The 26,384-nt window shown below is 64.0% G+C and carries 26 protein-coding genes; 10 read left to right on the top strand and 16 right to left on the bottom strand.

Features of this window, described 5'->3' with window-relative positions; genetic code table 11:
• Positions 1-26: 26 nt before the first annotated feature.
• Positions 27-959 (bottom strand): dienelactone hydrolase family protein, encoded by a 933-nt coding sequence (locus AC24YW_RS01405; protein ID WP_487481025.1) that lies wholly within the window; start codon positions 957-959, stop codon positions 27-29.
• A gap of 271 nt (positions 960-1,230) precedes the next feature.
• Positions 1,231-2,064, bottom strand: coding sequence for a hypothetical protein (locus AC24YW_RS01400; protein WP_487481024.1), 834 nt, complete (start codon positions 2,062-2,064; stop codon positions 1,231-1,233).
• A 197-nt stretch (positions 2,065-2,261) separates the two neighbouring features.
• Here AC24YW_RS01400 and AC24YW_RS01395 point away from each other — a divergent pair, with 197 nt between their 5' ends.
• Positions 2,262-2,393 carry a hypothetical protein gene (locus AC24YW_RS01395; protein ID WP_487481023.1) on the top strand — a complete coding sequence of 44 codons (132 nt, stop codon included), beginning with the start codon at positions 2,262-2,264 and terminating at the stop codon, positions 2,391-2,393.
• 200 nt (positions 2,394-2,593) lie between these two features.
• Complete coding sequence (locus AC24YW_RS01390) at positions 2,594-2,953, top strand: hypothetical protein (RefSeq protein ID WP_487481022.1); 360 nt, start codon at positions 2,594-2,596, stop codon at positions 2,951-2,953.
• A gap of 454 nt (positions 2,954-3,407) precedes the next feature.
• Here the strand turns inward: AC24YW_RS01390 and AC24YW_RS01385 are convergent, their stop codons facing one another.
• A complete protein-coding gene (locus tag AC24YW_RS01385) occupies positions 3,408-4,187 on the bottom strand; it encodes a class I SAM-dependent methyltransferase (protein ID WP_487481021.1) in 780 nt (259 codons plus the stop codon).
• An 88-nt stretch (positions 4,188-4,275) separates the two neighbouring features.
• Between AC24YW_RS01385 and AC24YW_RS01380 the strand changes: the two genes are divergently transcribed.
• Complete coding sequence (locus AC24YW_RS01380; RefSeq protein ID WP_487481020.1) at positions 4,276-4,785, top strand: Rrf2 family transcriptional regulator; 510 nt, start codon at positions 4,276-4,278, stop codon at positions 4,783-4,785.
• Between the two features lie 90 nt (positions 4,786-4,875).
• Here the strand turns inward: AC24YW_RS01380 and AC24YW_RS01375 are convergent, their stop codons facing one another.
• The 4 genes from AC24YW_RS01375 to AC24YW_RS01360 all read right to left on the bottom strand — a co-directional run bounded on the left by AC24YW_RS01375 (position 4,876) and on the right by AC24YW_RS01360 (position 9,499).
• Positions 4,876-6,276 (bottom strand): amidase, encoded by a 1,401-nt coding sequence (locus AC24YW_RS01375; protein ID WP_487481019.1) that lies wholly within the window; start codon positions 6,274-6,276, stop codon positions 4,876-4,878.
• Between the two features lie 31 nt (positions 6,277-6,307).
• Positions 6,308-7,657 carry a TRAP transporter large permease gene (locus tag AC24YW_RS01370; RefSeq protein ID WP_487481018.1) on the bottom strand — a complete coding sequence of 450 codons (1,350 nt, stop codon included), beginning with the start codon at positions 7,655-7,657 and terminating at the stop codon, positions 6,308-6,310.
• Entirely contained in the window at positions 7,654-8,256 is a 603-nt protein-coding gene (locus AC24YW_RS01365; protein WP_487481017.1) for a TRAP transporter small permease subunit, read from the bottom strand. Before AC24YW_RS01365 ends, AC24YW_RS01370 begins: the two co-directional genes overlap by 4 nt.
• 115 nt (positions 8,257-8,371) lie before the next feature.
• Complete coding sequence (locus AC24YW_RS01360) at positions 8,372-9,499, bottom strand: TRAP transporter substrate-binding protein (protein ID WP_487481016.1); 1,128 nt, start codon at positions 9,497-9,499, stop codon at positions 8,372-8,374.
• Between the two features lie 441 nt (positions 9,500-9,940).
• Between AC24YW_RS01360 and AC24YW_RS01355 the strand changes: the two genes are divergently transcribed.
• Positions 9,941-11,221, top strand: coding sequence for an amidohydrolase family protein (locus tag AC24YW_RS01355; protein ID WP_487481015.1), 1,281 nt, complete (start codon positions 9,941-9,943; stop codon positions 11,219-11,221).
• 42 nt (positions 11,222-11,263) lie between these two features.
• Here AC24YW_RS01355 and AC24YW_RS01350 read toward each other — a convergent pair whose 3' ends face one another.
• Positions 11,264-11,995 (bottom strand): DUF3750 domain-containing protein, encoded by a 732-nt coding sequence (locus tag AC24YW_RS01350; protein ID WP_487481014.1) that lies wholly within the window; start codon positions 11,993-11,995, stop codon positions 11,264-11,266.
• A 217-nt stretch (positions 11,996-12,212) separates the two neighbouring features.
• On the opposite strand from AC24YW_RS01350, the gene AC24YW_RS01345 reads away from it, so the two are divergent.
• Positions 12,213-13,835 carry an ABC-F family ATP-binding cassette domain-containing protein gene (locus AC24YW_RS01345; RefSeq protein WP_487481013.1) on the top strand — a complete coding sequence of 541 codons (1,623 nt, stop codon included), beginning with the start codon at positions 12,213-12,215 and terminating at the stop codon, positions 13,833-13,835.
• Here AC24YW_RS01345 and AC24YW_RS01340 read toward each other — a convergent pair.
• Complete coding sequence (locus AC24YW_RS01340) at positions 13,832-14,782, bottom strand: glycerophosphodiester phosphodiesterase family protein (protein WP_487481012.1); 951 nt, start codon at positions 14,780-14,782, stop codon at positions 13,832-13,834. The genes AC24YW_RS01345 and AC24YW_RS01340 overlap by 4 nt on opposite strands.
• A 173-nt stretch (positions 14,783-14,955) precedes the next feature.
• Between AC24YW_RS01340 and AC24YW_RS01335 the strand changes: the two genes are divergently transcribed.
• Positions 14,956-15,831 (top strand): MBL fold metallo-hydrolase, encoded by an 876-nt coding sequence (locus tag AC24YW_RS01335; RefSeq protein WP_487481011.1) that lies wholly within the window; start codon positions 14,956-14,958, stop codon positions 15,829-15,831.
• A 3-nt stretch (positions 15,832-15,834) separates the two neighbouring features.
• Here the strand turns inward: AC24YW_RS01335 and AC24YW_RS01330 are convergent, their stop codons facing one another.
• Both AC24YW_RS01330 and AC24YW_RS01325 read right to left on the bottom strand, forming a co-directional pair.
• Complete coding sequence (locus tag AC24YW_RS01330) at positions 15,835-16,887, bottom strand: type II asparaginase (RefSeq protein ID WP_487481010.1); 1,053 nt, start codon at positions 16,885-16,887, stop codon at positions 15,835-15,837.
• Between the two features lie 290 nt (positions 16,888-17,177).
• A complete protein-coding gene (locus AC24YW_RS01325; protein WP_487481009.1) occupies positions 17,178-17,426 on the bottom strand; it encodes a hypothetical protein in 249 nt (82 codons plus the stop codon).
• A 204-nt stretch (positions 17,427-17,630) separates the two neighbouring features.
• On the opposite strand from AC24YW_RS01325, the gene AC24YW_RS01320 reads away from it, so the two are divergent.
• Positions 17,631-18,095 carry a cupin domain-containing protein gene (locus tag AC24YW_RS01320; RefSeq protein ID WP_487481008.1) on the top strand — a complete coding sequence of 155 codons (465 nt, stop codon included), beginning with the start codon at positions 17,631-17,633 and terminating at the stop codon, positions 18,093-18,095.
• A 6-nt stretch (positions 18,096-18,101) separates the two neighbouring features.
• Here the strand turns inward: AC24YW_RS01320 and AC24YW_RS01315 are convergent, their stop codons facing one another.
• Positions 18,102-19,064, bottom strand: a complete 963-nt coding sequence (locus AC24YW_RS01315; RefSeq protein ID WP_487481007.1) for an alpha/beta hydrolase — start codon at positions 19,062-19,064, stop codon at positions 18,102-18,104.
• A gap of 461 nt (positions 19,065-19,525) precedes the next feature.
• On the opposite strand from AC24YW_RS01315, the gene AC24YW_RS01310 reads away from it, so the two are divergent.
• Complete coding sequence (locus AC24YW_RS01310) at positions 19,526-19,729, top strand: hypothetical protein (RefSeq protein ID WP_487481006.1); 204 nt, start codon at positions 19,526-19,528, stop codon at positions 19,727-19,729.
• A gap of 26 nt (positions 19,730-19,755) precedes the next feature.
• Here AC24YW_RS01310 and AC24YW_RS01305 read toward each other — a convergent pair whose 3' ends face one another.
• The 3 genes from AC24YW_RS01305 to AC24YW_RS01295 are packed head-to-tail and all read right to left on the bottom strand — an operon-like array spanning position 19,756 to position 22,360.
• The gene (locus AC24YW_RS01305) at positions 19,756-20,874 is read right to left on the bottom strand and encodes an HD-GYP domain-containing protein (protein ID WP_487481005.1); all 1,119 of its coding nucleotides are present in this window, start codon (positions 20,872-20,874) and stop codon (positions 19,756-19,758) included.
• Between the two features lie 41 nt (positions 20,875-20,915).
• A complete protein-coding gene (locus AC24YW_RS01300) occupies positions 20,916-21,251 on the bottom strand; it encodes a PilZ domain-containing protein (protein ID WP_487481004.1) in 336 nt (111 codons plus the stop codon).
• Positions 21,248-22,360, bottom strand: coding sequence for a DUF2336 domain-containing protein (locus AC24YW_RS01295; RefSeq protein WP_487481003.1), 1,113 nt, complete (start codon positions 22,358-22,360; stop codon positions 21,248-21,250). Before AC24YW_RS01295 ends, AC24YW_RS01300 begins: the two co-directional genes overlap by 4 nt.
• A gap of 305 nt (positions 22,361-22,665) precedes the next feature.
• Between AC24YW_RS01295 and AC24YW_RS01290 the strand changes: the two genes are divergently transcribed.
• Positions 22,666-23,613 carry an AraC family transcriptional regulator gene (locus AC24YW_RS01290; RefSeq protein ID WP_487481002.1) on the top strand — a complete coding sequence of 316 codons (948 nt, stop codon included), beginning with the start codon at positions 22,666-22,668 and terminating at the stop codon, positions 23,611-23,613.
• 50 nt (positions 23,614-23,663) lie between these two features.
• Positions 23,664-24,254 carry an NADPH-dependent FMN reductase gene (locus tag AC24YW_RS01285; RefSeq protein ID WP_487481001.1) on the top strand — a complete coding sequence of 197 codons (591 nt, stop codon included), beginning with the start codon at positions 23,664-23,666 and terminating at the stop codon, positions 24,252-24,254.
• A 7-nt stretch (positions 24,255-24,261) separates the two neighbouring features.
• Here AC24YW_RS01285 and AC24YW_RS01280 read toward each other — a convergent pair whose 3' ends face one another.
• Positions 24,262-26,343: a methyl-accepting chemotaxis protein gene (locus tag AC24YW_RS01280; protein WP_487481000.1), complete on the bottom strand. Its 2,082-nt coding sequence runs from the start codon at positions 26,341-26,343 to the stop codon at positions 24,262-24,264.
• Between the last annotated feature and the right edge of the window lie 41 nt (positions 26,344-26,384).

The following is a 26,384-nucleotide window of genomic DNA, read 5'->3' as shown; positions in this document are numbered from 1 at the left end:
AGACATTCAAGTCACGCATCTGGATGTCAGCGGCCGGCGCCCCAGGTTTTTTCCAGAAACGCGAAGATTCGTCGCTGCGCCTCGTGGGTTGCGCTTGGGTCGTATCGGTAGATCACTTTAGTGCCACGAAAATCGATCTTTGAGAACCCGTTCAGGTGCTGACAGTCCCAACAATGCGTAGCATTCGGGAAAGTGTACCACTCAACGGGGGCACCTGCGTTCTTTGCCGCTTGAAGTTTGGGAATACATTCTTCAGGCGGCGTTTCGGTATCCTTATCGCCCATCAAGACCAGAGTAGGACGGTCAATCTTAGTCTGAACGATTTCATATGGAGGGCCTGCTTTGGGTTGGATTGAGAAGCAACCCGGATACACCGCCACAGCTGCTGTAAATGCTTCACTCCCTGGCGCGGCTGCTCGCCAATTGCTGCTGCTGCCCAGCAGCGCGACCATTGCACCCCAGGAGAACCCTACATGGGCGACTCGTTGCTTGTCGACGAATGGAAAGGCTCGTAGGTGATCAGCAGCCTGCAGAGCATCGCGTACGCCGCGCGGAAAATTAACGCCCTTCTTTGCTTCCAAACACACCATATCGACATCGCGAGGTCCCAGGGAATCTATCAAAAGCACTACGAAGCCTTGCTGAACCGCAGCTCGCGCCCAGGCCCCCATCGACCTGTTCGGCCCGCCTTTGGTGCGCAGACCGGCGCATTGGTGGTGCAGCACCATAGCAGGAAACGGTCCCGCTCCCTTCGGTTTGAGCAAGATCATACGTGAACCGTCTGCTGGGCTAGCAGACGGCGAATCGGGAAGCGTCAGATCCTTTGCGCCTGTAGCAGCAGCCAACAACCCCTGAGCGCTGGCATTATGTTGATTCAGCCAAACAACGGCAGCAATCACGCCGAGCCGCTTGGCTAGCGTACGTACTCTCTTGGGGTGAGATGGAATGAAATAATCCATGTTCGCTGGGACCAAAAATCTCCGCCGCCTCATGCCCATTTCCCCTGCTCGAACCGACATCATAGCGGGTCAGACGAGCGCTTCGATAGGGGCTGAAAGTGCTCGCGCATTCAAGATGACGGCCCGGCCATGTCGGCTTTAGGCCAAAGAGGTCCGGCCGCTCTGCTCGTCCGGTCCGGTTTCTCTCCGAGAGCAGGCTTCGCGGCGGTTCATGGGCAGTTCGGCGGAGGGCCAATGAGCTGACATTCGACGCAAACGCGCGCCGGTCCGCTCACGGCGGCGGAAGTGCTCTTGCTATTGATCCGACGACGTCGCGGCTGGCTGCCGGTCGATGGGGTCGAACGAAAATGAAACGAGATGCCACGGGTATCTCCGCTTCGGAGCGACCATCCTGGCCGATGAGGATCAAGCCGGCGCCGCCATTCGCCACATTCAGAATGATCGGCTCGCCGCTCCATGTCTTGATCGGGTCCATTCCGATGATGAGAAATTCACCGATAGGCTGGTCGAGATATTGGAGACGCAGTTGCGGGCCGACTTCGGCCGCAGCGAGTTCGAGGCCAAACCGCTGGGCGCGTGCGTAAACGCTGGCCAACGTCACGGTATCCGACGTGAATCCAAGCTGCGCGGGCGATAGATCGAGAAGCTCCACATTTGTCTTCTGAGAGCTGACGGTGAACGTCGGCCTGGCAAGGATTTCAGCGGCCTGACCGCCGACATTGCAACCCTTGCTGGCGAGTTCGTTGCGCAGCGCCAGAGAGTCGGAGAAGGTCCCTATTGTGATCGTCTTCCATGTCGCGACGTCGCGCACCGACCTGATGGGCTGTTCGGACGAAGGGGCCGAGCGTGCCTTGAGCTTCAGCTTGTTCTGCAACACGTCGCGGGCTGCGCATTGGGCGGACGCGGTGCCGGCAAAGGAAATGACGCAGGCCGCCGAGAGCATGTAGGCCAAGACGTAGAGGAAAAGTCGGCTTGAATGGTTATGACCTGCCGCGCACCGGGCTCGGCTTGTGAAAATACACATGGCAAATGACTTTTCTAAAAGCGTTGGACCGAAAAAGCCCGTCTCCGAGTGAGCGGAAGAACAGAGGGAAATGACGTCCAATCAACATTTCACTGCCCGCTTTTGCAATGCGTCCGGAGGCGGGGCTTATGGCTAAGTATTGCAACTTCCAAGATGGCAGGCGGCAGCCGGACGCTGCGCCATCGTTTCGATGCGATGCCCTTCTCTTATCGGCTTCTTCCGACCGTACTCCGCTATACCAATATAGCATGTGAACCAGCTCACAGCCTCCTTGGCTGATGGGCGCCGACGTCGTCTCGATCGGGGCGGGCGGGCGGCTCTACGGCAACCAGATCCGCCTCGAGGGCGGCGCGGACACCATGCCGGGCGCCAGGTTCTGGGCCAATCTCACGCGACTCGACCAGGCCTAGCTCTGAAGATGGTAGAGCGCCAACGAAACCCGTCGCTCCCTCCATATACGACGAAGCATGATGGGTTTCGCAAGGGCTCAACCATCCTACGCGCTACGTCTGACGATCGCGGAGAACTCTTGTCCGAGGTCTTGCCGCTCTGGGCGCGGGCATGCTGCCGACGCGATACGGCAAGCGGCACGAAGACGAGGAACAGAAAGATGAGCAACGGCTTTTCAAGGGAGCGGTACGGCGGCTGCCACCTCGGCTGGACGGGCGCGAGATCGGTCGAGTTGTTCCGCAATCGTATCGGATGGAGCACACGCATGGATATGAAGGAAGCCGGGGCAATGACCGAAGCCTCCGGGCTGACGGACGATCAGGGCGGCGTAGAGCGGACTTCAAGCCGGCGGCCGGGTTCCGGAGTGCAAGGAGGCGCTTTCACTGCGCAGGTCCGCACGCCGTCGTCCGACTCGGCGAAGCGATGGGCTGAGCAGTTGCGCGAGGTGACGGTGAGGGCGCCGTTACGTTCCTTGCTCGTCGCTTTCCTGGCCGGAGCATGGATCGCTCGGCGCCGATAGGAAGCGTGACCAAGAAGCTAGCGGTTTCAAGCGCTGGCACATGGAGGGTGGAAGATGAGACGTATGGTTCTGACCGCGACTGTCCTTCTAGGCACCATTTCGTTGTCCATGGCCCAAAGCTCAGGCGGGGGTGCAGGAGGTGCTTCATCCGCGGGAGGGGCGGGCGCAACGGGTTCGGCCGGCACGGCCGGCTCGACGCTCTCGAACGGGACGACGCTGAGCGGAACCGGCGGCTCGCCGGGGCCCAACACTCTCAATGCAAAAGGCCAGGGAACGACGGGCCAGAGACTCGGCGCGACCCCGTCCGGTCAGGAAGCCGGCGGATCTCGGCCGTCTTACAACACGCCAGCCGCCAAGGCCGCCGTCCAGCAGCTTGGAAACACCAACACGGGAATCCTGAAGAAATAGCGACGATCAACGCGGCGTGGAATTGCCGCACAAGGGCAGTTGGCATTCATCGTTCAGCGACGCCAATGAGTGCGGTCGAGGTGATCGGCAGCACCGGGCGACCATCCGCCCTGCGCCGCACCTCGGCAACCACCGCGGCCTTTTCGATGTCGTCCAGGCCGGTCCAGTCGGGCGACATGCCGAAGAGCGTGTCAGGCGCGTCGAGCGCCGCCACATCGAGCAAATAATCATGCGTCACCGCGTCGATCCGGGGATTGCGATAACCAGCAGTGACGAGGGCGCGCGCGAAATCTTCCGGATCGCTCATGGCCTGGACGGCTTCAGGCATTGTCATGCCGGGCCGATCAGGAAACAGTTTTTGCCGGACTTCGCCCAACAGAAGGAAGGTCGCCGCGCCCCGGTTCTGCCAGGTCGCGACCACACCATGCCCGCCGGGTCGCGTCACCCGTCGCATCTCTGCCAAACCCTTGCGCCAGTCGGGGAACATGATGACCCCGAAGATCGAGAAGACGGCATCGAAATGCGCGTCGGGCAGATCGAGCGCCTGTCCGTCCATGACCCGCGCCTCCACATTGGGCAGACCAGCGGCGGCGATGCATCTGACCATGCCGGGCGAGAAGTCGGTCGCCAAGACGCGTGCGCCGGTGCGCGCGGCCGCCAGCGCGAGCGCGCCTGTGCCGGCTGCGACGTCCAGAACACGGCTCTGAGGCGTCAGGGTCACGCGCGCCAGCGCCGCCTCCGCAAACAGCGCGGTGAACGGGTGGGCGGTCTTCTGATAGTAGCTCGCTGCGCTGTCCCAATGGTCCGGGTTCTCAAACTGTCGCACGTCTAATCCCTCACGAGTCATGTAACTTTACATGTATCATGATTGCGTGCCCCTTGCCAATGGTAGGATGCATGCGAAAGATCAGCCGATGCGAAACGACAGCCGCCTTTCCCGAATGCTGCATGTGCTGCTCCACATGGCGCGCCATGACGGCCCCATGACCTCGGAGGCGATCGGCACGATGCTGGGGACCAATCCGGTCGTCGTACGCCGCACCTTGGCGGGGCTGCGGGATGCGGGCTATGTCCGGTCGGACAAGGGGCATGGCGGCGGCTGGGTCATCGCGTGCGACCTGGAGCGCGTGTCACTTCTCGATGTCTATCGTGCGGTTGGTGGTCCCCGGCTGTTTGCGATCGGGAACGAGCATTCCAATCCAGACTGCGCGATCGAGCAACTGGTCAACGCAGCGGTGGACGATGTCCTCCGCGATGCCGAGGCATTGCTGGTCGAGCGGCTGGGCGCGGTGAGCCTCGCAGACCTGAGCCAAGGTCTCGACGCGCGCTGCGCAGGCGAACCGGCAGTCAGCGAGGCGCACCGTTCGTCCGCAGGGATCGCACGAAATCGATCACGGCCAGTATCATCACGAAGACAACGATGATGATGAGCGGGATGGCCTTGATCCAGGCCACCAGGATTCCGAGAAATGTCAACACCAGCGCGAGGCCGATGAGTCCGGTGATCAGATTGGTCATCGCACTTTCCTTTTCTCCGCGCCGGGAGCCGATTTCGACCCGGCGCTCGGGACGTTGCGCCGACCGCTGCCACGCGTGCGCCCGACCGTCTTGATCAGCCAGTGCGCCGTGCGCAAGAGGCGGGCGTCGTTGCCGCGGCGGCCGACGAGCTGAACGCCCAGCGGAAGGCCGGTTTCGGAGCGCATCAACGGCAGGCTGATGGCGGGCACGCCGAGATAGGTCCAGAGCGAGCAGAAAACCGGGTTGCCGGTCGTCTCGATGCCGGGCGCCGCGCCCGGTGCGGCGGGCGTCAGGATGGCGTCGTATTCGTCGAAGATCGGGTCCAGCGCCTGGTTGAGCGGCGCAATCCCGGCCAGAGCGTTGCAATAATCCATCGCAAGATGCGCGCGGCCGCGCTCGATCGCCTGGCGCAGCCGCGTGCTCAGCCTGTCTGCGCCGCGCGCGTGGTCGCGGCGCAGATTGTGCGCCATGTCGACTTCCATGATGATGCGGTGCATGTCGACGGCCCCGTCGAAGCTCGGCCCGAGCTCGACTTCGCTGCACGCTTCGCCCAAGGCGTCGGCGAGCTCGGCGAACGCTTCACGCGTCTCCGGCTCGGCCTGATCCCAGATCGGAGATCGCACGAAGGCGAATCGCGGCGGTAGCGGCGGCTCGCTCGCCGCGACCGCCGAGAATGGCGGGCGCGCAACAGGCCGGGTGTCCGGATCCTCCGGGTCGAAGTCGACCATGACCTCCGCCAGCAGGGCCGCGTCCTCGACGCTGCGCCCGAACACGCCGACATGATCGAGCGTGCGCGACAATTGGAGCGCGCCGCTGCGTGGAATGAGGCCGTGCGTGGGCTTGAAGCCGACCACGCCGCAGAAGGCGGCGGGACGGATCACCGAGCCGTTGGTCTGCGAGCCGATGGCACCCGGCACCATCAGCGCCGCAACGGCCGCGGCGGATCCCGAGGATGAGCCTCCGGGCGTGTGCTTTGGATTGTGCGGATTTCGGGTCTTGCCCGGATTGTAGTAGGCGAACTCGGTCGTCACCGTCTTGCCGAGGATCACGGCGCCCGCCATCCGCAGGCGCGCCACGGCCGCCGCATCGCGGCGCGGCGTGCGTCCGGCCCACAATTCCGATCCGAATTCCGTCGGCATGTCGCCGGTGTCGAAAATATCCTTGATGCCCAAGGGGACGCCATGCAGCGGGCCTGTGGCCTTGCCCTGCTTGCGATGATCGTCAGCAGCCTCGGCCTGCCGCATCGCGTGGTCGCGATCGAGGAACGCCCACGCCTGGATGTCGCCATCGACCTCATCGATGCGCCCAAGACAATCGGCGACGAGCTCCACCGAGCTGAGCCGGCCGTCGCGGATGCCGGCCGCAGCCTCCGCAAGGCCGAGCGCGTTGAGACTCATACGCAGCCTTTCGTCGGTTTGCCGGGCGTGCTCATCGCGATCCATAGAGATAGCTCGGCAGCCACAATGCGATCCCCGGGAAGATGTAGACCAGTGCCATGGTGAGGAAGACCAGGCCGACGAACGGAAGCGCGCCGGAGAAGATGTCGGTCAGCTTCACTTGCGGCGGCGCCACGCCCTTCAGATAGAAGGCGGCCATCGCGACCGGCGGCGTATTGAACGCCGTCTGCGTGTTCAGTGCCACCAGGATGCCGAAGAAGATCGGATCGATGCCGTACTGTGGCAGCAGCGGCAGGAAGATCGGCACGAAGATGATGATGATCTCGGTCCATTCCAGCGGCCAGCCGAGCAGAAAGATGATCACTTGGGTCAGCAGCAGGAACTGGATCGGCGAAAGATTCATCGAGGTGAAGAACTGCTCGACCACCGTCTGTCCGCCGAGCACGGCGAACACCGCCGAAAACGTCCAGGATCCGATGAAGAGGTAGCAGACCATCGCCGTGGCGCGCACGGTCAGATACACGGATTCGCGTATCATCTCGTAGTTGAGCGAACGATAGGCAGCCGCCAGCACGATGCTCATGAGGGCTCCCACCGCGGCCGCTTCCGAAGGCGTCGCCAGCCCAAACAGGATCGCGCCGAGCACCGAAACGATCAGCAGCGCGAGCGGCAGGAACGACGTGACGAGCGCCCAGATGACCTTTGAGGTCGGCACGTCGGTCTGCTCGCGCGGCAGCTTCGGCGCGAGCGCGGGATTGATGATCGCGCGTGTCATCGCGTAGAGGACGTAGAGGCCGGCCAGCAAGAACCCCGGAAAGAACGCCGCCGCATAAAGCTTGACCGCCGAGACGCCGGCGGTCGCCGCATAGACGATCAGGAGAATGCTCGGCGGAATCAGGATGCCGAGGCAGCCACCGGCGCAGACGACGCCAGCCGACAGCTTGGTGTCGTAGCCGGCTCTAAGCATCGCCGGCAATGCCAGCAGCCCCATCAGCGTGACGACGGCGCCGACGATGCCGGTGGCGGTCGCGAACATCGCGCAGGTGATCAGCGTGGCCACCGCAAGCGCGCCCGGCACGTTCTTCATCGACAATTGCAGCGAGTAGAACAGGCGGTCGAGGATGTTTGCGCGCTCGATCAGGTAGCCCATGAACAGGAATAGCGGGACTGCCACCAGCACGTCGCTGGATGTGACCTCGAACGTCTTCTGCACCAGAAGCGTGAAGATGCGGTTCTGGAAGAAGTCCTGACCGGGGGTGTAATAGGCATAATAGCCGAACGAGACGCCCATCGCCATCAGCGTGAAGGCGATCGGGAAGCCGAGCATGATGATGAAGATGAAGAGGCCCAGCATCAGCATGCCGAGTTGAGGATCGGTCATGCGCCTGGTCCTTTCTCGTTCTGCGGCTCAGCCGCGTGCTGCTGATGTTCGCGGATGACGAGGCTCTCGGTCTCCTCGACGTCGTGCAGGCGTTGCGGCCATCGGCCGGTGCGGATGCACAGCACACAGCGGATGATTTCGGCGACCCCTTGCAGGAACAGAAGGAAACCGGTGAGCGGGATCAGCGCCTTCAGCGGAAACACCGGCACGCCGGCCGGACTGAAGATGCTGACTTCGCGGAAACGCACCGACATCTGGGCGTAGTTCCAGCCCGAATACATCAGCGCCGCGATCGCCGGCAGGAAGAACAGGATATACAGCACGAGGTCCATCGTCGCCTGGGTCCGCGGCGACCAGAGGCGGTAGACCACGTCGGCGCGGACATGGCCGTTTCGCGAGAGCGTATACGCGCCGGCCATCAGGAACATCGCGCCATAGGTGATGTAGCTGATGTCGAAAGCCCAGGTGGTCGGCGCACGCAGCACGTAGCGCACGAACACCTCGTAGCTGACACCCAGGGTGAGGACGAGGATCAGCCAGGCGAACGCCTTGCCGACCCATGTGCTGAGCTCATCGATGAAGAACAGGAATTTCGTCATGCGAGCCGAGCTCGCTGCGAGCAGTACATCCGGATGTCCCCCTCTCAACCCGCGGGCGGCGCTTCAATTGCGCCGCCCCTCACGATACGGCCTCACGCATGCGCCGCGACAGCCGTCAGACCTTGAGCACGCCCGGGAAGTGATGCTCGAAGGCGCCGCGGTAGTCCGTCGCGTTGTTCATGTTGTAGTAAACCACGCGGCGCACCCATTCCTTCTGCGAGTCCATGACCTTCTTCATGAACGGGTCCGAGCCGAGCTGGGCGATCAGGCCATCCCATGCCTTGATCTGCGCGTCGAACACCGACTTCGGTGTGCGCTGGACGTTGACCTTGTCCTTGTTGATCAGCTCCTGCAGGTCCTTCGAATAATAATCCATGGCCTTCCATTCGTTGGCGGAGGACACGGCTTCGGCGGCGTATTGCAGGATCGCCTGCTGTTCCTTCGGCAGCGAGTTGAACTTCGTCCGGTTGAACATGATCTCGAAATATTCCGTCGCCTGATGATGGCTGCCCATCATGTAGTTCTTGGCGACATCCTGCGCGCCGAAGCGCCGGTCCGAGGTCGGGTTGTTGAACTCGAACCCGTCGATCACGCCGCGCTCCATCGCGGGCACGATCTCGCCGCCGGGCAGCTGCGCGACGGATGCGCCCATCGCCTGGAAGAGATCGGCGGCCAGGCCCACCGTGCGATATTTCAAGCCCTTGAGATCCGCGTCGCTGGTGATCGGCTTCTTGAACCAGCCGAGCGGCTGGGTCGGCATCGGCATGGCGAAGAAGCTCTTGATGTTGACGTTCATGATCTTGGTCTGGAGCTCCTCGAACAGCTCCTTGCCGCCGCCGTTGTGGATCCAGCCGAGGCCTTCGTTGGCGTTGAAGCCGAAGACCGGACCCGTGCCGAACAGCGAGGCGGCCTTGTGCTTGCCGTACCAGTAGACCGTCACCGTGTGTGCGGCGTCGATCTGGCCGCCATGAACGCCGTCGAACACCTGGAACGGATGCACGACCGAGCCGCCGACCAGATAGTCGATGCGCAGCCGGCCTCCAGCCATATCGTTGACGCGCTTCACATAATCTTCGGCCATCTCGTTGAAGACATCGGCCTTGCCCCACGAGCCCTGCATCTTCAGGGTCACTGTCTGCGCCCGGCTGACTTGCGGCATGGCGATGGTGGCGGCGCCGGCCGCGCCGGCGGTGAGCAGGAATTTGCGACGAGTTGTTCTGGTCTTTTCAGACTTTGCAGTCATGGACGTCCTCCCTGGCGGCCTGGTTTTTCGAATGCGCTTCAGTGCGCTTGTCGTTGTTAACCGCTGGAGGTATGCCGCATTCCAGCGACTTTGATCACAGTTTGGACGCATTGTCGGCATCCGACAAGCCCCGGTGACGTACTATTGGTCTTAGACGTTCGACGCCGGCATCCCGATATTCACGCCCCTGTCGCGGCGCAGCAAAGATGGAGCCGGACTCCTGCGAGTGGGCCGCGTCCATGCTAGTCGAAGAAGGTTCATGCGAGGATAGATTAATTTCGTAGCTCCTCAGCGCCGGCGTGCAGTCGTAAGATCGGATCAACCGGGCGACGAGGCCCGAGCTTCGATGGCATCCTGTTTGTTTCGGAGGTCGCGCTGGTCTCCGATCCGCGCGTCAAGATTGGCCTTATCAACGAGCAAAATCACAGAGGGGGGATCATCATGCCTGCGTTGTCACGCCGCGATTTCCTGGCACTCTCGACGTCAGCCGCAGCCGTCGGCCTCGCCGCGCCCGCGCGCGGGGCGATGGGGCCGAACGACAAGTACGATCTGGTGATCCGCGGCGGCGAGGTGCTCGACCCCAGCCAGTCGCTGCGCGGCAGGCGCGATATCGGCATCCGCTGGGGCACGATCGAGGCGGTCCAGGAGACGATCCCGGCCGAGCGCGCGCTGAAGAGCATCGACGCCGCGGGCAAGCTGGTGATGCCCGGGCTGATCGATCTGCATTGTCACGTCTATCCCTACGGCTCCGCCATCGGCATTCCCGCCGACGAGCTGGTCCAGTTCCAGGGCACGACGACCGTCGTGTCGGCGGGCGACGCGGGCGTCAACAATCTGGCGGCGTTGCGCCGCTTCATCGTGGCCCAGACGCGGGCGCGGATGTACGCCTTCGTCCACATCGCGAATAACGGCCTGTCGGCGTTCCCGGTCGCCGAGCTCCACAACATCGATACCGCGCAGACGGAAGCGTGCGCCATGGCACTGGCCGAGAATCCGGACTTCCTCCTCGGGGTCAAGGTGCGCATGTCGGAAAACGTGATCTTCAAGCACGGGCTCGAGCCGCTCAAGCGCGGCATCCAGGCGTGCGAGATGTGCGGCTGGCCGGCGAAGATGATGGTGCATATCGGCGGCGTCGAATCCAAGGAGCTGATGTCTGAGATCCTCGACCTGATGCGCCCGGGCGACATCCTGACGCATGCCTATTCGGGCGCGCCGAACATGTCGAGCGTCTTCACGAATATCGTTCAGGACGGCAAGCTGCTGCCTGCGGCTCTGGCGGCGAAGCAGCGCGGCGTCATGTTCGACGTCGGGCACGGCGGCGGCAGCTTCGATTTCACCGTAGCGGAAGTGGCGATCCCTGGCGGATGCGCTCCGGACACCATCTCTTCCGACATCCACGTCTTCTCAGGCAATTCGCCGGGCATTCCCTTCCTGCCCAACGTGATGAGCAAGTTCATGACGCTCGGTTTCACGCTGGAGCAGGTGGTCGCAATGGCAACGACCGCGCCGGCGAAGATCATCAATCGCGCGCCGAAGATCGGCACGCTGCAGGTCGGTGCGCCCGCCGACGTCGCGATCATGGAGCTGGCGGAGGGACCGGTCAGCTTCGTCGACACGCGCAATAACAAGAGGGAAGGAAAAGCCCACCTCAAGCCGATCCAGACCGTCATCAACGGCGTGCCGTTCGGGCGGCCATACCAGGCGCCGTTCTCGGTGAGGTAGGGAGCCGGTCTCATGCCGTTTTGAGATTTCGGCGGAAGGCTCTTACAGGCCGGGCGCCACTCCGAAGCGGCCGAGACCAGGCAGTTTGAGCGCGGGGCGTCGGATGTCGAGCCCGAGCACGGCGCCGAAGAAGTTGATCTCCAGGCCTTCGACCCAGCCAATGGAAAAGCCGACATATCCGGCGAGCGAAGCATAGACGCCTGTGCCGGACGCCGTGAGGCCGACCCACCTGCCGGTGTACGGGAAATCCTTGCCGATTGCGGTCGGCGGCAGCACGGCTCGGAGCTCGGGGACGGCGTCGAGCGCCGCCTGCACGAAGGTGTTCGAGTTGGGACCGGGCCAGACGCTGTAATCCCCATAGGACCGAAACCTGTAGTTTTCGATCACATGTCGCATCTTCGGGATCAGCGCCTCGGCGCGCTCGCCGTTGACGGCGACAATGATCTCTGGTGCAGCGCCGAACCATCGCCCGTCCGGCGCGAAGCCGTTGGTGCGGATCGGCTCGCCCCACGCCGTGTAGTCATAGCGGGTGTAGGTCGGCGCATTTCTCTCCTTGACGACGATCCAGGTGTGAACAGCGAAAATGCTGCGCCATCGCACCGTTCGCGCCCCGAATACCCGTATCACGGCCTCGGGATGATCGGCGGCGGCAGGCAGAAGGCCTGCGCTCGACCGGTCGGCGGTTTGCCAGTTCTGGCGGCTGTCGCTCAGCCAGAAATATCTCGCCGCCGACGCGGCGAGCGGCGCAAAGACAAGGAACAGAAAGATCAGCAAGGGCTTCTTCAAGGGAGTGGCACGGCGGGCGTTTGACAGACCATATAGTTCGCACAAAAGCCGCCGCCAGAGCCGAAGGCGCTGAGCGGCCGAGGTCTACGCCCTGAAGCTGAGCGGCAACATGCGAATGGGCCGGAATCCCGGCCTGTCCCGGGCTTCCCCTTGCGGCCCGCATGCCGTATGACGCTGCAACGCAAAAATCCCCCAAAAAGACCTCATGATCCGCCTCGACAACGTCAGCAAGCAAGCCGGCCATCAGATCCTGTTCATCGAAGCCTCCGCGGCCCTCAACAAGGGCGAGAAGATCGGGCTCGTCGGCCCGAACGGCGCCGGCAAGTCCACCCTGTTCCGGATGATTGCCGGCGAGGAACTACCTGACGAGGGCCAGATCTCGACCGACCGCGGCATCACCATCGGCTATTTCAACCAGGATGTCGGCGAGATGAGTGGCCGCAGCGCGGTCGCCGAGGTGATGGATGGGGCAGGGCCCGTCAGCGAGGTAGCGGCCGAGCTGCGCGAGCTCGAAGCCGCGATGGCCGATCCTGACAAGGCCGACCAGATGGAGGAGATCATCGCCCGCTACGGCGAGGTGCAGCACCGGTTCGAGGAGCTCGACGGCTATGCGCTCGACGGCCGTGCGCGCGAAGCGCTGGCGGGGCTCGGATTCAGCCAGGAGATGATGGACGGGGACGTCGGCAAGCTCTCCGGCGGCTGGAAGATGCGCGTGGCGCTGGCGCGCATTCTCCTGATGCGCCCCGACGTCATGCTGCTCGACGAGCCGAGCAACCATCTCGACCTTGAAAGCCTGATCTGGCTCGAGAAGTTTCTGCACGACTACGAAGGTACGCTCTTGATGACCTCGCACGACCGCGAGTTCATCAACCGCGTGATCTCCAAGGTGATCGAGATCGATAGCGGCTCGCTCACCACCTACACCGGCGACTACGAATTCTACGAGCAGCAGCGGGCGCAGAACGAAAAGCAGCAACAGGCGCAGTTCGAGCGTCAGCAGGCGATGCTCGCCAAGGAGATCAAGTTCATCGAGCGCTTCAAGGCGCGCGCCTCGCACGCTGCCCAGGTGCAGAGCCGGGTCAAGAAGCTCGACAAGATCGAGCGGGTCGAGCCGCCGCGGCGCCGCCAGAGCGTCGCGTTCGACTTCCAGCCGGCGCCGCGCTCGGGCGAGGACGTCGTGGCGCTCAAGAACGTGCACAAGGGCTATGGCTCAAAGCGCATCTATGACGGGCTCGACTTCATGATCCGCCGTCGGGAGCGCTGGTGCGTGATGGGCGTCAACGGCGCCGGCAAGTCGACGCTGCTCAAGCTGGTCGCGGGTGCGAGCGAGCCCGATGAGGGTACCGTGGCGCTCGGGGGCAGCGTCAAGATGGGCTATTTCGCCCAGCACGCGATGGATCTGCTCGACGGCGAGCGCACCGTGTTCCAGTCGCTGGAGGACGCGTTTCCGACCGCGGGGCAGGGCTCCTTGCGCGCGCTCGCCGGTTGCTTCGGCTTCTCCGGCGACGATGTCGAGAAGCGCTGCCGCGTGCTCTCGGGCGGCGAGAAGGCGCGCCTCGTGATGGCCAAGATGCTGTTCGATCCACCCAACTTTCTGGTGCTGGACGAGCCCACCAACCATCTCGACCTCGCCACCAAGGAGATGCTGATCAACGCACTGTCGGATTTCGAAGGCACCATGCTGTTCGTCTCGCATGACCGCCACTTCCTGGCGACGCTGTCGAACCGCGTGCTGGAGCTGACGCCCGAAGGCATCCACCAATATGGCGGCGGCTACACCGAATATGTCGCGCGTACCGGACAGGAGGCGCCGGGGCTGCGGAGCTAATCTCTGCTGTTGCCGGTGAGCCTGGCGATCGCCTCGATCTCGTTGGTCCAGATGCCGCCGGAATAGCTTTGCGGCAGCCGCGCAAGCAATTCCGGCGTATCGATGCCGGTGGAGAACTCGCCGCCGCTGTAGGGGCCGAGCGCGAACACAGCGCTGTTGACGGCGTTCATGCGCGCGAGAAAGCGATCGGGCCAGCCCCATAGCCAGGGGGCGACGTTGATTGGCACCAGCACCATCGCGTTGCGGCAGGCCGCCGGGACGAGGCCGGTCCAGCCGTATCCGATATAGCGTGCCAGGCAGCTCTTGATAGACTTCCGCGAGATCGTGCGGACATCCGGGGCGAGGCGACGGATCACGTCGATGGGCTCGTCGCCGCCATAGACCATGATGGTGCGGCGCCGCCCGGCCGGCAACGTGGTCAGCACGCCGGCAAGTTTCTCGCCTTCGTCCGGGTCCCGGCTCTTCACGTTGATGAGCAGCTGCTTGTCGGGGAAGGCGGCGAACACCTCCGACAAGGTCGGCATCATGCCGACGCCCTTGCCGCGGAACGGGAAGGTCTTGCCGCCGTCGGCGGTGTAGCCGTAGCCGATATCGAGCGTCTTCAGCTTCGCCATGCTCTGCGCCCGGGTGACGCCGAGGCCGTCGGTCCGGCACTCGAGCGTCCAGTCGTGGAAGACGGCGAACTCGCCGTCATTGGTCGGGTGCACGTCGAGCTCGACGACGTCGGCACCGGCCGCGAAGCTCGCGCGCATCGAGCGCAGCGTGTTTTCGAGGTAGTCGTGCGCCGGCGGCAGCATCCGCGTCGCGGTGCAGGTGTCGTTCTCCAGGTCCCGCTCGTCGAATCGCTGCGCCATGCCGCGATGGGCGAGCAGCACCGGCTTGCCATCCGGATGCGGCGCCATAAGGCTGGTGTTGTTGATGTAGATGCCAGCTGCGACGGCAACCATGATTGCCGCAGTTATTCTCGATTTCCTGCCCACCGGACATTCCTCATTCCACCGTCATTTTCTCCGCTATTTGAGGTTGATTTGCGGCACGCCCGCCGAAGCTCTTTGCGTTCGGCGCCTTGTATGCGCTGAGCCCGTTCGCTACGCTTTCACAGAAAAGGGAGCGAATACCCATGAAGAAAATCCGGATCGGCGACATCACCATCGATGCGGTGATCGAGCGGGAGGGGCCGTGGCGCCGGCCGCAGGATTTCTTCCCGGCCTATGACGAAGATGTGTTCAAGCGCCATTTACCGACGATGGAGCCGGAGGTGTTCGACGCCGCGCGCGGCATGATGGTGATCACCTATCAGACGTTTGTGGTGCGCACGCCGCGCTACACCATCCTGGTCGACACCTGTACCGGTGAGGACAAGGGCCATCCGCCGCCGTTCGATTTTCCCGGTAAGGCGCGCTGGCGCAACGAATTGTTCGCGCTCGGCATCGGCTTCGAGCAGATCGATTACGTGTTCTGCACGCATCTACACATCGACCATACCGGCTGGAACACGACCTTGCGCGACGGCCGCTGGGTGCCGACGTTTCCGAACGCGAAATATGTCTTCCATAAGGGCGAGTATGCGGCCTGGGAGGCCGAGCATGCCAAGGGCAACAATCCGCCCGGCACCGTCTTCCGCGACAATTGCCTGCCGATCGTCGAGGCCGGGCAGGCGCTGCTGGTCGACGACGACTACGCGCTCGACGATACCGTGACGCTGACCCCGACCCCGGGGCATTCGCCTTGTCATTGCTGCGTGAATATCTTTTCGAAGGGCCAGCGCGCCGTGGTCGCGGGCGACCTCATGCACCACCAGATTCAGTGTCGCGAGCCGGACTGGTCGGCGAAGCCGGATTGGGATGCGAAGCAGTCGGCGATGTCGCGACTAAAGTTCTTCGCCTCTGTTGCCGACACGGACACGCTGATCCTGCCGATCCATTTTCCGGCGCCGACGGCCGGGCTGATCAAGCCGTTCGGCGCCGCTTTCGATTACCGTTTCAAGCGCGAGTAGCCTCTAATAGGCGTAGAACATCCGCTGAATGTCCTTGGTGTCGGTCGTCTTGGTCAACGCCAGCATCAGCAAGATGCGCGCCTTCTGGGGATTGAGCGTATCCGAGACGACGAAGTCGTGCTCATCGTCCTTGGCCTCGCCATTGCGCGCGACGATACCGTTGCCGACACGGCTGCTGCGAACGATCACCACGCCCTTCTTGCGGGCTTCATCGAGCGCCGGCTCGACTGCGGGCCGCGCCAGGCTGCCGTCACCCACGCCGGCATGCACGACCCCCTTGGCGCCGGCGGCGACAAAGGCGTCGATCGCGACCCGGTTCATGTTGGCGTAGCCGTAGACGATATCGACCTGCGGCAGGACATCGAGGTTGGACACGTCAAATTCGGAATCTGCCGTGTGCCGTCGGGTTGATTGCCGATAGAAATACGGCTTGTTGCCCTGCATGTAGCCGAGAAAGCCGAGTTCAGGCGTGCGAAAGGTGTCCGCCGTGGACGTGTTGTTCTTGGTGACGTCGCGCGAGGCATTGATCTGATCGTTGAGGGCGACGAGCACGCCCTTGCCGACGGCTTCTTCGCTGCCTGCGAGGATCACCGCATTGAAGAGGTTGATCGGGCCGTCCGCGCTGATCGCGGTCGATGGCCGCATCGCACCGACGACGACCACAGGCTTCTTGCTCTTGACGACCAGATTCAGGAAATAGCTGGTTTCCTCGATCGTGTCGGTCCCGTGCGTGATCACGATCCCGTCCACGTCGTCCTGCGCGAGGAGCGTATTGACGCGCTTGGCGAGCTTCAGCCAATAATCATTGTTCATATTCTCGCTGGCGATCTGGAAGACCTGCTCGCCCTTGACGTTGGCGACCGCTTTCAACTCCGGGACGGCGTTCAGGAGGGTCTCGATGCCCACCGTGGCTGCGGTATACCCGACGACGGTGGTGCTGGTCGCTCCGCTGCCGGCGATCGTGCCGCCGGTTGCGAGAACCATGACGTTCGGCAGGCCAGGACCTCTTGCGCTCGCAACGTCAAAAGTCATGAGCAGCGCAAAGAGCACGCTCATTATCGCCATCATGTGATCACGCACGCGGAACTGCAACATCTCGCCCATCCTTTGCTGGAAGCCTCATTGATGCGCCCCGGTTCGCTCAGCGCTGCATCATCTGTCAGCCGCTGCGTTCTGTCCAGGGTCGCGGCGAGCGCGCCTTACGCGCTCGGCGCGTGTCGGAAAACGGCGGCGGGGAGGCACAAAAGCAAATGGCCGGGACATCTCGCGCGAAGACGCGCTTCTGCCCGGCCATGACGGCATTTCGTTTGTGATGGCTTGCTGAAAAGCCGCGAACGGACTGCGGCTTACGCGCTGGTCTCGCACTTCTTCATGAAGCTGTTCTTGGCGGCGCCGGCGAGCGGCTTGCCGTCGGCGCTGACGGCCTTCGGCGTGCAGGCGTCTTCCTTGCACTTCTTCAGGAACGAGGTCTTGGCGGCGCCGGCCAGCGGCTTGCCGTCCTTGCCGACGGCCTTGCTCTCGCAGGTTTCTTGCGCAAGGGCCGAGCCCGCTGCGAAGCTGGCAACGATGGCAGCGAGGAAAATCCGTTTCATCATGGGGGGTCTCCTGAACCAGAAATGGCCGGCAGATTGGAGCCGGGAATCGTGGCGCAATCAAGCAGGATGAGCACTGGGCCGCCCGGTCGCCCGCTGATTTTTGCGCTTCAAGCGCGGGAGATGTCGCCTCTGTTGCAGTGCTCGCTGACCGCATCGGGCGATCCTGCTAGCGTTGGTCCTTCGAGATGGAGAGGAAGCATCGTGATGGACGCCGCGATCCCGCACGACCAGGCCGCCGCTGAGCGGCATTCCCACCTGGTTCGCCCCCAAGACATGGATTGGCAGACGACTCGCTTTCCGGGCTGCGAGGCCAAGACGCTGCTGTTCGATCGCCGCACGGGGCTGATGACCGCCTTGATGCGCTTTGCGCCGGGATCGGTTCTGCCCGATCACGAGCATGTCGGCATCGAGCAGAGCTGGGTCATTGAAGGCGCGCTCGTCGACAAGGAGGGCCCGGCCAAGGGCATTGCCTGCAAGGCCGGCGAATTCATCTGGCGCGAGGCGGGCAGCCGGCATGCCGCCTGGTGCCCGGACGGCGCGTTGATCCTGGCGATCTTCCAGGTGCCGAACAAGTTCTTCGAAGCCGACGGCCGCATCGTCGACGCCGCCGGTCAGGACTGGGACGAGACCTGGGGGCACACCGCCGCGCAGCGGGCGCAGAGGGCCTGATCGGCTTCATGCGCCGCGCATTAGCAGTGCCTTGAAGTCGGCCCGTGCGCGCTGTGCCTCAGTGCGCGCGACGTCGGAAGCGTCGCCCATGCCGAAATAGCCATGGATCAGACCGGGGCCCTCGTGATGCTTGACCCGGACGCCGGCCGCCTCCAGCGCCCGCGCATAGGCGGTGCCTTCGTCGCGCAGGGGATCGAACCAGGCGGTGGTCACGATCGCGGGCGCGAGGCCGGCGAGGGATGGCGCGCGCAGCGGCGATACGCGCCAGTCGCCGGCCTGCGCGGGATCGGCGAGATAATGGCCGCAGAACCATTCCATCGTTGCGCGCGTCAGGAAGTAGCCCTCGGCGTTCTCGCTGCGCGAGGGATAGCGGGCGTTCTCGCGCGCATCGGCATAAGCGCCGACGACGTCGGTGACGGGATAGACGAGCAGTTGCGCGGCGAGCTTGATGCCGGCCTCCCGGCAGGCGATCGCGCTCGTCGCCGCGAGATTGCCGCCGGCGCTGTCGCCGGCAACGCCGAGGCGCTTGGCGTCACCGCCAAATTCCGCGACGCGGCCAAACACGTCGCTGACCGCGGCGAAGGCATCCTCGAAGGCGCCGGGGAAGCGCGTCTCGGGCGGGCGGCGATAGTCGACGGAGACGACGACCGCGCCGGTTTCGATCGCAAGGTTGCGCGCCTGACGGTCGTGGGTTTCGAGATCGCCCGCAACCCAGCCGCCGCCATGGAAGAACACCACCGTCGGTGCGGGCGTGGCGCCAACCCGATAGACCCGTGCGGGAAGCGGACCGGCGCCACCCTTCACCTTGATATCCTCGATGCTATCGACCGGCGGCGGCGGAATGGCGGCACGCGAGGCAGCCAGGGCGCGCAAGGAATCGCGGGCGCTCTGTGGCGTCATGACCGCGATATCGCGCATCGGCATGAGCGGAATGATCTGGGCGATAACGGGATCGAGCGGCGCGGCCATGGTGGCTCCTCCAGGGTTCTTGGTCTTGCTTGGTCAATAGCATAGGTTTTGCGGGCCGCATCGGCAACCGGCGTGCGTCGCAACGCCGGACGAACGGGCAGGGAGGTTCACGAAGAGGAATTCGAGACGCTGGTCCGGTCGCGCAGCAGCGTGTGTGGCTTCAAGAACGAGCTGGTGCCGCGCGCCCGTGTCGATGAACACCCAGAGGACGAGGTCATTGACTTGCGTTGCGAGGGGCGATCCCGCCGACAACTCTGTAGCGAACGCAGTGCGCTCGGAGCGCGAGCACAACCATGAGTTCGTGCGTTACGTGGGATCTGCCGATCAGCGCAAGCAAGAGGAGATTATTCTCTGGCGAAACTTTTTTGGTGTGGCGTCGCGAGTGGCCTCTTGCAATCTCGAAATTGCGGGAGGAACATTATGCGGACTGAGAGGTTTGTTGCTGGCGCGAGGGAATTGACATGCGGCGGCTGGCTAGCCTGGTTCGGCGGTTCTTCGGTCCGCGACTGCGGCACACGATCGATGATGATCCAAGTCTTCCTTTCACACCCGAAGAGTTCGGCCGGCTGATTCGCAGCGGCCGGCACGAGGACATGAAGCTGCTGGCCGATGGGCTGGCCTGCCGCTCCATCCCGCGCCGCGCCAGCCATCGCGCGACGCATTAGGCCGAGTGCGAGACGGGGCATGCCGCTCACCGCGTGAGTGCGACCTGCTTGAAGGAGCGGACCAGCGCCTTTTCCAGCTTGCCATTCATCCCGCACAGAACGTCGTAGGCCTCCGCGCGCGGCATGGTCGGCTTGTAGTGCCGGTGCTCGATCAGTGCCGCGAAGATGTCCGAGATGGTGAGGATCCGCACGATGTCGCCGATGCTCTCGCCGCAGAGCGCATCGGGATAGCCGCTCCCGTCGAGGTATTCGTGATGATGGCGGACGGCATCGAGGATCTCGGCCGAGATCCCGTCATGGTCCTTGAGAAATGCGTGGCCGGCGACGGGATGCGTCTCGATCAGCGCGCGCTCGGCGGCATCGAGGCGGCCCGGCTTGTCGAGGATGGCGAGCGGAATCTGCGCCTTGCCGATGTCGTGGAACATGGCCGCCGAGTAGAGGCGTTCCAGGTCGGCCCTGCCGACGCCGAGGCTCAGTCCGAAGTCGATGGCAACGCCGGTGACGAGCAGGCAATGCTGATAGGTTCCCTCGTGGTGCGCCCGCACCGTCATGAGCCACTCCGTCAGGCCACGCCGGGTGATGCGATCGGCGATCTGGCGGCCGGCCTCCCTGGTGCCCTCGACATCGAGCGGCTGACCCAGGGTGACAGCTGTGAACATCGATGCGATCGCGGTCGCCGCGGCCTCGACGGCGTTGTCGGATTGCGCCGCATCGCCTGACGAAGCGGAGGGCCCGTCGGCCGGATCAGTCAGTGCCGCCAGCAGCTTGGTCCGGCCGACCGTGCCGGGAAGGACCAGCGTCGCCCCGAGGGCATAGGCCTGCGCAATGCAGACGTGGGAGCTGTGCTCGAGCAGGAAGATGCGCTTCTTCGCTTTTGCGAGCTTGCCCGCCCGTTTCTTGATCGCCGCAATGTTGTCGACATTACGAAGCTCCGCGCGAATGACGATGGCGGACGGCACCTCCGACAGCCTGGCTTCGGTGTCGAGTCGCTCGCCCGCGAGGGCGAAGCGTTCCTCGAGGATCGAGCAGACACCCGCCAGCCTGGCGGATGAGTCGGCCAGCACGTGCACAAGGGGGCGCGCCGCTGCAGAGACGACGATGCCGCTGCGGTTGCTGGCCCTGGGTGTGGTTGGCGCGTTCTGCACGGATGTGGCCTGGGATGTCGCGGGCTCCGGTCGGTGATTGCCTATTTGGCTTGAGCGGAGGTCTGCGTTGTTCCGGCAGCCGGCGCACTCGACGGTTTCTTCTTGCTATGTGCGGTGACGAAGTGGACGCCGGCCGTGGTGCCGTCGATCCAGACCAGCTCGCAGCGCCGGTATGCGAGGCCCGTCGACGACAGCAGCAGGAAGAATTCCTTGGCCTGGAGCACGTCAAGTGTGCCCTCGACCTCCACCTTCGCGCCCGTCTGCGATACGTCGAGCAGGACGCAGCTGCGCCGCCAGGTGCCGTCGGATCCCATGAGATTGACCGGCTGCCTGTGGTCCATCTTCACGCGGGCGGCTTTACGACCGTCGAACTTCATCGATTGACCCCCATCTTTCTTGCATCGCGATGTCCCCGGCTGCTGTCCCTGGCGTTTGCGGCAATTTCTCCCCAACGCACCGTCCACTGGCTGGTCGACAGCAGCAGCGTCTCGAAGATGTGCTGCGCGCGTTCGCGCTCGGCGAAGGACAGCCTGTTGCCGGAGCGGTTGCTCAGGATGGCGAGGGTGGTCTGCCAGTTCAGCCGCGAGGCGCGGCAGGCCATGACGAGAGCCTCGCAATCCTCGTCGGTCATGACATGCTCGACGATGTCGATTGGAGCGCCTGAAAGCACTGACAGCGCGGTGATGAGGTTGGCGGTCTCGCCGCGAATGGCGAAGCGGTTCACCGTGGAATCGTTGAGCTTGCCGATGCGGCTGAGCGCGACGATCTCCGGCCGCGCGCTTGCATAAGCGGCCGCGGAGGGGAGCTTGGCCATGCTCGGAGCGGCCGTTGCGGTTTGATGCGAGCCGATGGCCTTCGGCTCCTGGCCGGGCTTCGGAGCCGGCGAGGCCGACAGCAACGCCCGCATGACCGTGTCGGGCGTGTCCGGCCTGAGCGCCAGAGCTTTGGTCAGTCCGTCATCCGACAGGCACTTCTCGATCAGCGCAGCGTAGGCGGCATCGGAGAATTTTGCATCCCTGTTGCCGATCAGCGCAAGACAGGCGCCGGGGCTGCCAAACTTGATCAGCGTCACGATCACCATTGGATCAATCGGCGCACGGGCGGCGATCGCACATTGCTGTCGCTCGCCGCTCGCGATTGCGATCGACTCGAGGTCGGCCGCGGACAATGACTGCGCGCGGAGCAAGACAGGGCAGGCGACTTCCGGATCGCGATGCGATGCGAGACGTCGCACGGTGTTCAGTGGAGCTACGTCGAGCTCTGCGAGTGACGTGCTAGCATCGATCAGCGTGCTGATCTCAACCCGCTCGATCAGGCGCAGCAGAACGCCGTCGACCACGTTGGCGAGCAATTCCCGGGATCGGCCGCGGCTGCTTGTGAGCAGTTGCACAATGCCGGAGAGGATGCGAGCGCAGCGGTCCAGCGGACACGTTGCAACCGCGTTCTCCAACTCGACCAGATTTTCAGCAGGCGAATTTGCCGTCATGGCAGGGCCTGAAATCAATGGAAACAAATGTCACGATCGAACGACGGTCATTCCGCCGTAAAGGCGTTAATTTGAATCTTAAAGGTCGACTGTCTCGGTATTGGTGCACCGCCTCAATCGCAGGAAACGCTATCGAAATTCGGCGACACCGAGATATCCCGGCTTGTTGTTTCAATCGAATGCTCTCCAACTGGTCAGGACACGTTTGAATTGATTCTTTCGGGCCGACGGAAAAACCGAAGGGGCGGATGATCCGGCACCGCGGCCGGACACACGTGTAACGCGACGCGGCGTTTCGTATTGCCATGAACAGCATTGACGACGTGCCGAGGTCGGCACTCAAAACATTTCGTTTTTCGGACGTCGACGAATTTCGAAGCGCCATACGCGGGTTGAATTTCGAGTTCACCCCTTTTGTGCGTAAGATTTCGGCCGAGCAGACGATCCTGTCGTTGCCCAGCTGCGACGTGAACTTGACGCGCGCGTTTCCGCGGGTGGTCGACGCACAACTCGTCGAAGATTGCACGGGGATCGGCTTCACGATGGACGATCTCAACGTGCCAATTCGCTTCAACGGCTCGCAACGGGCGGGACCAGCCGTGGTCATCGGCAACGGCGGGGCGGCCTACACCATCATCGAGGAGGTACAGCGGGAAATCGCCTCGGTGGTCTTCCGGCCGGCGGTCAGGGATCGGGGCTGGCCGCCCACTGTAGCGAGCTTTAAGATTTTCGAAATCTCCACGGCCGGCATGCAGCGGTTGCGCGCCGTCGTTCGAGAGGTGCTGGCCGAAGCGTCCGGCCCGGTCGAGGCACCGGAGTTCCTGTTGAAGGCCGCGGCAATGAAGGAGTCCCTGCTCGCAGCCGTCGATGAGGCCTTTGCGACGATCGTTTCGGCCCGCTGGACCCTGGGTCCCAACGACGAACGAAGTTTCAGGATTTTCCGGGACATCCGCGCGCTGCTGTCCGACGACCTGTCGGAGCCAATCTATAGCGATGAGATCGCGCGCAAGCTCGGGCTGTCCGTTCGCACCATGCATGATGTCGTCCGGCGCTATCGCGGCATGAGCCTGCACCGCTATTTGCGCCTACGCCGGCTGTGGCTGGTGCGCCGGCGGCTGCTCGCCGGGGCCGACAGCGTCAAGGCGGTCGCGCTGGCGTATGGCTTCTGGCATCTCAGCGATTTTTCCAGAAGCTACCGCGACCAGTTCGGCGAGACGCCGTCGCAAACGCTGGACCTTGGTCGCGGACGGTAGTGCGGCAAATCGAGTAGGGTCGGACGCCGGTTTCGTGCTACCATCCGGCCATGGCAAATCGCATTCTCGTTCTCTACGGTTCCTACCGTTCCGACCGCATGGGCATCCGCCTTGCGAGTTTCGTCATCAACCGGCTGCGCGGGCGCGGCGACGACGTCGAGTTCATCGACGCCAAGGCGATCGGGCTGCCGATGCTCGACCGCATGTACAAGGAATATCCCAAGGGCGCGGCGCCGGAGGCGCTGGAGAAGCTGGCCGGGCAGATCCGAGGCGCCGACGGATTCGTGTTCGTCACTGGCGAGTACAATTGGGGCATTCAGCCGGGCCTGAAGAACCTCACCGACCATTTCCTCGAAGAGTGGTTCTGGCGCCCGGCTGCGATCGTGAGCTATTCGGCCGGCCGGCTGTCCGGCGCGCGCGCAGCGACCGCCTGGCACGGCACGCTCTCGGAGATGGGCATGGTGGTGGTGTCGAGCACCATCGGCGTCGGCCCGATCGCGCAGACCCTGTCCGAGGACGGCGAGCCGATCGGCGACGGCGGCAAGGCGCTGGAACGCTCGTTCCCGCGCTTTGCGGATGATCTGACGTGGTGGATCGAAGCGGCGAAAGCCCAGCGGGCGCGCAAGGCGCCGCCCTATTGACGTCGCGCTACGCCGCCCGGACCTCGCCGAGGAAGCGCTCGAATTGGCCGGCGAGATCGCGCGACTGGGTCGATAGCTGCTCGGCCGCGCCCAGCACCTCTCTTGCCGCGGCGCCGGTGTCGTCGGCGGCGCGCTGCACGCCGGAGATATTGCTGTTGACCTCCTGGGTGCCGCGGGCGGCCTCCTGAACGCTGCGGGCGATCTCCTTGGTCGCCGAGCCCTGTTCCTCGATCGCCGCGGCGATGGCGGTGCCGATCTGGTCGATCTCGGCGATGACGTCGGCGACGTTGCGGATCGCCGCCACCGTCTCGTCGCTCGCGGTCTGGATCGCGGTGATCTGCTCGGAGATCTCCGTCGTGGCCTTGGCGGTCTGGCCCGCCAGCGACTTCACTTCGGAGGCGACCACGGCAAAGCCGCGGCCGGCCTCACCGGCACGGGCGGCCTCGATGGTCGCGTTCAGCGCAAGCAGGTTGGTCTGCTCGGCGATGCTCTGGATCAGCGTCACGACGTCGCCGATCTTCTGCGCGCCCTCGGCGAGCGTGCGTGCCGTGTCGCCGGTGCGGCGGGCATTGTCGACGGCGCGGGCCGCAATCTCGGTGCTTTGGGCGACCTGACGGCCGATCTCCGCGATCGAGGAGGTCAGCTCTTCGGTGGCGCTCGCGACCGTCTGCACGTTGGTCGAGGTCTGTTCGGAGGCGGCGGCAACGACGGCGGCCTGGCTATTGGTCTGCGCCGCCGTCGAGGTCATCGACTGTGCCGTGCTTTCCATCGCAGCAGAGGCTCGCGACAGGCCGCCGACCAGCTCGGTGACCTTGGCCTCGAAGGCACGGGTGAGATCGTCGAGCGCCTGGGCGCGGCGCATCTTGCCGTCGTTCTCGGCCTGCTTCTCGGCCGCGAGCCGGTCGGCCCGGATCATGTTGTCCTTGAACACCTGAACGGCCGCCGCCATCGCGCCGATCTCGTCGGAACGCTCGGCGCCGGGAATCTCTTCCGCAACCTCGCCCTCGGCGAGCCGCGACATGCGCGTCGTCAGGCCGACGATCGGCGCGCAGACGCGGCGGCGAACCGTCACGATGAGGCCGGCGCTGGCAATCAGCACGGCGACGAGGCCGACGAGGGCGATCGTGAAGCTGGTGCGCGCAGCGGCAGAGGCGCCGGCCAGGATCTGCTCCGCGTTGTCGTAGAAGGCGTCGCGGACCTCGATGATGGTGCCGAGGCCGCGCTGCGTGGCGGCGTAATAGGTGTCCATGTCGTGCTCGTACTTGCCGGTGACGGCGCCGTCCTTCACCAGCTTGAGCTCGCGGCCGAACTCCTCGACATAGACCGAATTGAACTTCTCCAGCGCCGCGGCGACGTTGGCGGGCGTCGCCGGATTGCCGCGCAGTTCCAGCAGCGCCATCACGAGCTGGTCGTTGCGGCCCTGCGAGCGGCCGATGTCGGCCTTCTCGGCTTCGGTCGCCGGCTTTTTTCCGCCGACGAGGTTTTTGTGCAGGCTGGAGTTGAAGCCGCCGACGTCGCGCAGCGTCATCGCGACATTGGCGTAGCTGGCCTGCCGGTAGACGTCACCGTTGAGGATCGCCATGCGGCGGACCTGCTCGTTGAGCAGCGCAGTCACGCCGCCGTTGAGCACGGCATTGTCGGCGACGATCTTCTTGGCCGCGTCCTTGCGCGCCTCGGCGGGACCTGCCAGCGCCTTGTCGATGGCCTCGCGCAACGCGGTGAACTTCGCGTTGATGCCGTCGATGTTGCTGCCGATCGTGGTGCCGTCGTCGAACGGGCCGGGCAGCTCCTTGCGCAGTGCGTTCATCTTGTCGCGGGCGCGGTCGGTCTGCTTGCGCAGCTTGTCCTGCTCGGCCAGCAGCGCCGGGTCGATGGCCGCAGGTCCATAGAGGATGTTGGTGGAAAAGCCGCGCTCCGGATTGAGATAACGCGGGATGTCGCTGACCGCGCGGACGATCGCGAGGCGGCCTTGCGCCTCGCTGATCAGCTCCATGGTCTGGTATTTCGTCGCGGCGACGTAGACGGCGAGGCCGCCGCCGACGGTCGAGAGCGAGACGATGGCGCTGGTCAGGAGCGTACCGATTTTCATGGTCTGTCCGGCAAATAACGGAGAACTATTTTGCCCGGACG

Source organism: Bradyrhizobium sp. USDA3516, assembly GCF_057651995.1.
The sequence above is the reverse complement of the archived record's forward strand: the minus strand, read 5'-3'. Positions and strand labels throughout refer to the sequence as shown.

What these genes read in the sequence shown, in the direction of transcription:
- AC24YW_RS01405 (WP_487481025.1), bottom strand. Translation starts at nt 959, where the DNA reads ATGGATTATTTCATTCCATCTCACCCCAAGAGAGTACGTACGCTAGCC.
- AC24YW_RS01395 (WP_487481023.1), top strand. Translation starts at nt 2,262, where the DNA reads ATGGGCGCCGACGTCGTCTCGATCGGGGCGGGCGGGCGGCTCTACGGC.
- AC24YW_RS01390 (WP_487481022.1), top strand. Translation starts at nt 2,594, where the DNA reads ATGAGCAACGGCTTTTCAAGGGAGCGGTACGGCGGCTGCCACCTCGGC.
- AC24YW_RS01380 (WP_487481020.1), top strand. Translation starts at nt 4,276, where the DNA reads ATGCGAAACGACAGCCGCCTTTCCCGAATGCTGCATGTGCTGCTCCAC.
- AC24YW_RS01375 (WP_487481019.1), bottom strand. Translation starts at nt 6,276, where the DNA reads ATGAGTCTCAACGCGCTCGGCCTTGCGGAGGCTGCGGCCGGCATCCGC.
- AC24YW_RS01370 (WP_487481018.1), bottom strand. Translation starts at nt 7,657, where the DNA reads ATGACCGATCCTCAACTCGGCATGCTGATGCTGGGCCTCTTCATCTTC.
- AC24YW_RS01365 (WP_487481017.1), bottom strand. Translation starts at nt 8,256, where the DNA reads ATGACGAAATTCCTGTTCTTCATCGATGAGCTCAGCACATGGGTCGGC.
- AC24YW_RS01360 (WP_487481016.1), bottom strand. Translation starts at nt 9,499, where the DNA reads ATGACTGCAAAGTCTGAAAAGACCAGAACAACTCGTCGCAAATTCCTG.
- AC24YW_RS01355 (WP_487481015.1), top strand. Translation starts at nt 9,941, where the DNA reads ATGCCTGCGTTGTCACGCCGCGATTTCCTGGCACTCTCGACGTCAGCC.
- AC24YW_RS01345 (WP_487481013.1), top strand. Translation starts at nt 12,213, where the DNA reads ATGATCCGCCTCGACAACGTCAGCAAGCAAGCCGGCCATCAGATCCTG.
- AC24YW_RS01340 (WP_487481012.1), bottom strand. Translation starts at nt 14,782, where the DNA reads ATGGTTGCCGTCGCAGCTGGCATCTACATCAACAACACCAGCCTTATG.
- AC24YW_RS01335 (WP_487481011.1), top strand. Translation starts at nt 14,956, where the DNA reads ATGAAGAAAATCCGGATCGGCGACATCACCATCGATGCGGTGATCGAG.
- AC24YW_RS01330 (WP_487481010.1), bottom strand. Translation starts at nt 16,887, where the DNA reads ATGAGCGTGCTCTTTGCGCTGCTCATGACTTTTGACGTTGCGAGCGCA.
- AC24YW_RS01325 (WP_487481009.1), bottom strand. Translation starts at nt 17,426, where the DNA reads ATGATGAAACGGATTTTCCTCGCTGCCATCGTTGCCAGCTTCGCAGCG.
- AC24YW_RS01320 (WP_487481008.1), top strand. Translation starts at nt 17,631, where the DNA reads ATGGACGCCGCGATCCCGCACGACCAGGCCGCCGCTGAGCGGCATTCC.
- AC24YW_RS01315 (WP_487481007.1), bottom strand. Translation starts at nt 19,064, where the DNA reads ATGGCCGCGCCGCTCGATCCCGTTATCGCCCAGATCATTCCGCTCATG.
- AC24YW_RS01310 (WP_487481006.1), top strand. Translation starts at nt 19,526, where the DNA reads ATGCGGCGGCTGGCTAGCCTGGTTCGGCGGTTCTTCGGTCCGCGACTG.
- AC24YW_RS01300 (WP_487481004.1), bottom strand. Translation starts at nt 21,251, where the DNA reads ATGAAGTTCGACGGTCGTAAAGCCGCCCGCGTGAAGATGGACCACAGG.
- AC24YW_RS01295 (WP_487481003.1), bottom strand. Translation starts at nt 22,360, where the DNA reads ATGACGGCAAATTCGCCTGCTGAAAATCTGGTCGAGTTGGAGAACGCG.
- AC24YW_RS01290 (WP_487481002.1), top strand. Translation starts at nt 22,666, where the DNA reads ATGAACAGCATTGACGACGTGCCGAGGTCGGCACTCAAAACATTTCGT.
- AC24YW_RS01285 (WP_487481001.1), top strand. Translation starts at nt 23,664, where the DNA reads ATGGCAAATCGCATTCTCGTTCTCTACGGTTCCTACCGTTCCGACCGC.
- AC24YW_RS01280 (WP_487481000.1), bottom strand. Translation starts at nt 26,343, where the DNA reads ATGAAAATCGGTACGCTCCTGACCAGCGCCATCGTCTCGCTCTCGACC.